The following is a 4,083-nucleotide window of genomic DNA, read 5'->3' as shown; positions in this document are numbered from 1 at the left end:
AATTACCCATTACCAATTACCCATTACCAATTACCCATTACCAATTACCCATTACCAATTACCCGCATAAATGCTAAAATCCTCAATTAGAAATTGAGGATATTTTCATGCCAGTTGTAACTAACCCAATCAAGTTTGGCACAGATGGTTGGCGCGGTGTGATAGGTGAGGAGTTTACCTTTGAACGCCTGGCGTTAGTAGCAACCGTAGCAGCCAAGGTTTTACATAATACTTACTTTTCCGAGGTAGGTAGCCGGACAATTATTATCGGTTATGATCGCCGATTTATGGCGGAAGATTTTGCTCGTGTTGTCGCTAATGCTGTTACCGCAGTGGGTTTTGATGTCCTGTTTAGCGAAACTTCAGCACCAACTCCGGCTTATAGCTGGGCGGCTAAAGAACTCAAGGCTTTAGGGGCGCTAGTTGTGACAGCGAGTCATAATCCGGGTAGATACTTAGGATTAAAAGTTAAAAGTGCCTTTGGTGGTTCAGTTCCACCGGAAGTTACACAAGAGATAGAAGCTTTATTATCAGAAAAAGTGCCACCAGTAGGGATTCCAGGTAAGGAACATAGCTTTGATCCTTGGCCGAGTTATTGTCAGGCATTAGCGGGTAAAGTTGATATTGACAAAATTAAACAAGTTATCGCTGCTGGTAAATTAACAATATTTGTGGATGTCATGCACGGGGCTGCGGCTGGGGGACTAGCGCGACTCTTAGGGTCACAGGTTCAAGAAATCAATAGTGAACGTGACCCTTTATTTGAAGGTGGTGCGCCGGAACCTTTACCAAAATACCTGTCACGACTATTTACAGTCATCAAAAACCATCACCAAAGCAATAAAGCTGGTTTAACAGTAGGTTTGATATTTGATGGCGATTGTGATCGCATTGCAGCGGTAGATCAAGATGCTAATTTCCTCAGTTCTCAAATTTTAATCCCCATCTTAATTGACCACCTGACCCGGCGGCGCAACTTTCAGGGGGAAATAGTCAAAACTGTGAGTGGGTCAGACTTAATGCCCCGTGTAGCCGCCTTACATAACCTTTCTATCTATGAAACCCCTGTAGGTTATAAATACATTGCTGACAGAATGTTAACTACACAGGTATTGCTAGGTGGTGAAGAATCTGGTGGGATTGGTTATGGTAGTCATATTCCCGAACGTGATGCTTTATTATCGGCGCTGTATGTATTGGAGGCTGTGGTAGAATCAGGGTTAGATTTAGGCGAATATTATCGTTATTTACAACAACAAACTGATTTTTCATCGGTCTATGATCGTATTGATTTACCTTTAGCGAATATGGAAGTGAGAGGGCGACTATTACAACAGTTACAATCTCAGCCTTTAACAGAAATTGCGGGTAAACAAGTCATCGCTTGTCAAACTATTGATGGTTATAAATTCCGTCTGGCTGATCAAAGTTGGTTAATGATTAGATTTAGCGGTACTGAACCAGTTTTACGGCTTTATTGTGAAGCAGCAACAATAGAACAAGTTCAGAAAACTCTAAATTGGGCAAAAACTTGGGCTGAATCAAATTAATGGGTAATTGGTAATTGGTAATTGGTAATGGGTAATGGGTAATGGGTAAAATCTTTACCTTTTGCCTTTTTCCTGACAACGGACAACGGACAACGGACAACGGACAACGGACAACGGACAACGGACAATGGACTAATGAATAATGACTAAATTACTCGTAGTAGCGACAGGAAATACCGGTAAATTACGGGAAATGCAAGCTTATTTAGTTGATTCTGGTTGGGAATTAACTATAAAACCGGAAAATTTGGATGTGGAAGAAACAGGGGAGACCTTTGCGGAAAATGCTTGTCTCAAAGCCTCGGAAACTGCTAAATTTACGGGTAATTGGGCGATAGCCGATGATTCTGGTTTGGCGGTAAATGCCCTGAATGGTTCGCCTGGGGTGTATTCTGCTCGTTATGGAAATAATGATACAGAACGGATTGGTAGATTATTAAGAGAATTAGGTGATGAAAAAAATCGTCAAGCTAGGTTTGTGTGTGCGATCGCAGTTGCCAATCCCCAGGGAGAAATAGTAATTCAATCTGAGGGTATTTGTCAAGGTGAAATTTTATTTGCACCTTCTGGAGATGGTGGTTTTGGTTATGATCCGGTTTTTTATGTCCCAGAAAAACAATTGACTTTTGCCCAAATGACAACAGATTTGAAAAAGTCAATTAGTCATCGGGGAAATGCTTTCCAGGCTTTAGTTCCCCAGTTAAGGAAATTAATAATGTAAACCTATTATTTCTCATCCTAAAATTTGTATGGTTTTTTATGTCCTCCTTTCCCGATGATTAGCAGCTTGTAATAATAAAGACTCAGCAAAAGCGATCGCTTGATTTGCGGATTTACCACCAGCTAACTGTGCTAATTCTTCTCGACGGGTAGTTAAATTATCCAAACTTGTGACTCTGACAACTGTTCGCTGTTCATCATTACTATTTACGGCTTTATTAATCACTAATTTAGCGACGCGAAAATGACGATCTGCCATAGCTGCAATTAAAGGTTGATGAGTTACACATAACACCTGATGTCCTTGACTAATTTGATGCAATTTTTCTGCTATAGCCTGGGCAACTCTACCAGAAACTCCGACATCAATTTCATCAAAAATAAAAGTTCCCACTTCATTTCCTTGGTGAAAACAAGATTTTAAGGCTAATAAAAATCGGCTCATTTCTCCACCCGAAGCAATTTCTGTTAATGGTTGAATAGGTTCACCGGGATTAGGACTAAACATAAAAGTAATTTTATCTGCACCTGCTGATGTGGGGGTAGTGGGGACAATTTCTACTTGAAATCTTACCTTATCCATGGCTAGGGGCTTGAGTTCAGTTAGTAACCGAGATTCTAGATCAGCCGCAGTTTGATGACGTAATTGACTTAATTGTTGACTGAGATAATGAAGTTTTTGTAAATATAATTGTTCTTCTTGTTCCAAGGTTTCTATAGATTGTTCATGATTATTTAATACAGCTAATTCATCTTGGATACGTTGATAATAAGACATCGCTTCTGTTAAAGTTGGACCATATTTACGACAAATTTGTTTTAATTCCCGTATCCGTTCTTCTACTTCTTCTAACCGCTGGGGATCTGCTTCCAATCCTTCTCCATAAATATTAATTTGTCTACCCACTTCCATGACTGCTGCGACTGCATCCCGCACCAATTCTAATAAAGATTGGAGTTGAGAATCATACTCTATCATTTGAGTTAATATCATCTCTCCATCGGCTAATAAATCAGCGGCCGTGGGAGTTTCCTGATCATCTTGATATAAAGCCTGATAAACTTTGTAACTCATTTGTTGTAAATCAACAACATGATTCAGACGGTCTCGTTCTTGATTTAATATTTCCATTTCCTGGGGATCATCAAGATTAGCAGCACCTAATTCTTGTACCTGATATGTTAATAGATCTAATTGTTGTAACCTTTCCCGTTCTGATGTTCGGCGTTTTTCTAGTGCTTGACGTGCTTGTTGATATATACTAAAAGCAATGCTGACATTTTGGCGTTTTTGTAACAATAAATCACCACCATATAAATCTAACCAATCTCGAACTTGAGCCGATTGTCCTACTTTTACAGTTTGTCCTTGTGCTGTTATTTCTACTAAATGATCTCGCAATCCTCCCATTAATTGACGATTTACCAGCACTCCATTGACTCGTGATCTACTGCGAATATTACTACTGGTGGTGGCAATTTCTCGACTGATGATCACAGCATTATCATCTATTAAATCAATTTCTTGTTCACTTAACCAAGCAGCTAGGGGTGGGGTGACGCTAAAAGTTGCTTCTACCATAGCTCGATTTGTACCAGTGCGAATGACTCGACTAGAGACTTTACCACCCAAAACTGCATCAATGGCATCTAATATAATTGATTTTCCTGCCCCGGTTTCCCCTGTTAATACGTTCAAACCTGCCCCAAAATCCAATTCTAAATGATCAATTAAGGCAAAGTTTTCAATTCTTAGATATAGCAGCATTTACATAATCCTCAGATTGCAGATTTCCTGGTTTCCTCTGAATTA

The 4,083-nt window shown here is 39.7% G+C and carries 3 protein-coding genes; 2 read left to right on the top strand and 1 reads right to left on the bottom strand.

The features are described from left to right. Positions 1-107: 107 nt before the first annotated feature. Positions 108-1,550: a phosphoglucomutase/phosphomannomutase family protein gene (locus ACIR131C_RS0114405; protein ID WP_028090769.1), complete on the top strand. Its 1,443-nt coding sequence runs from the start codon at positions 108-110 to the stop codon at positions 1,548-1,550. A gap of 142 nt (positions 1,551-1,692) precedes the next feature. Beyond that, positions 1,693-2,271 carry an RdgB/HAM1 family non-canonical purine NTP pyrophosphatase gene (rdgB, locus tag ACIR131C_RS0114400; RefSeq protein ID WP_028090768.1) on the top strand — a complete coding sequence of 193 codons (579 nt, stop codon included), beginning with the start codon at positions 1,693-1,695 and terminating at the stop codon, positions 2,269-2,271. A 36-nt stretch (positions 2,272-2,307) separates the two neighbouring features. Here the strand turns inward: rdgB and recN are convergent, their stop codons facing one another. Next, positions 2,308-4,038 (bottom strand): DNA repair protein RecN, encoded by a 1,731-nt coding sequence (gene recN, locus ACIR131C_RS0114395; RefSeq protein ID WP_028090767.1) that lies wholly within the window; start codon positions 4,036-4,038, stop codon positions 2,308-2,310. Positions 4,039-4,083 lie beyond the last annotated feature (45 nt).

It is taken from the genome of Dolichospermum circinale AWQC131C, assembly GCF_000426905.1.
Lineage (GTDB): Bacteria > Cyanobacteriota > Cyanobacteriia > Cyanobacteriales > Nostocaceae > Dolichospermum > Dolichospermum circinale.
Note: the sequence above shows the minus strand (reverse complement) of the source record. Positions and strands in the feature narration are given on the sequence as shown.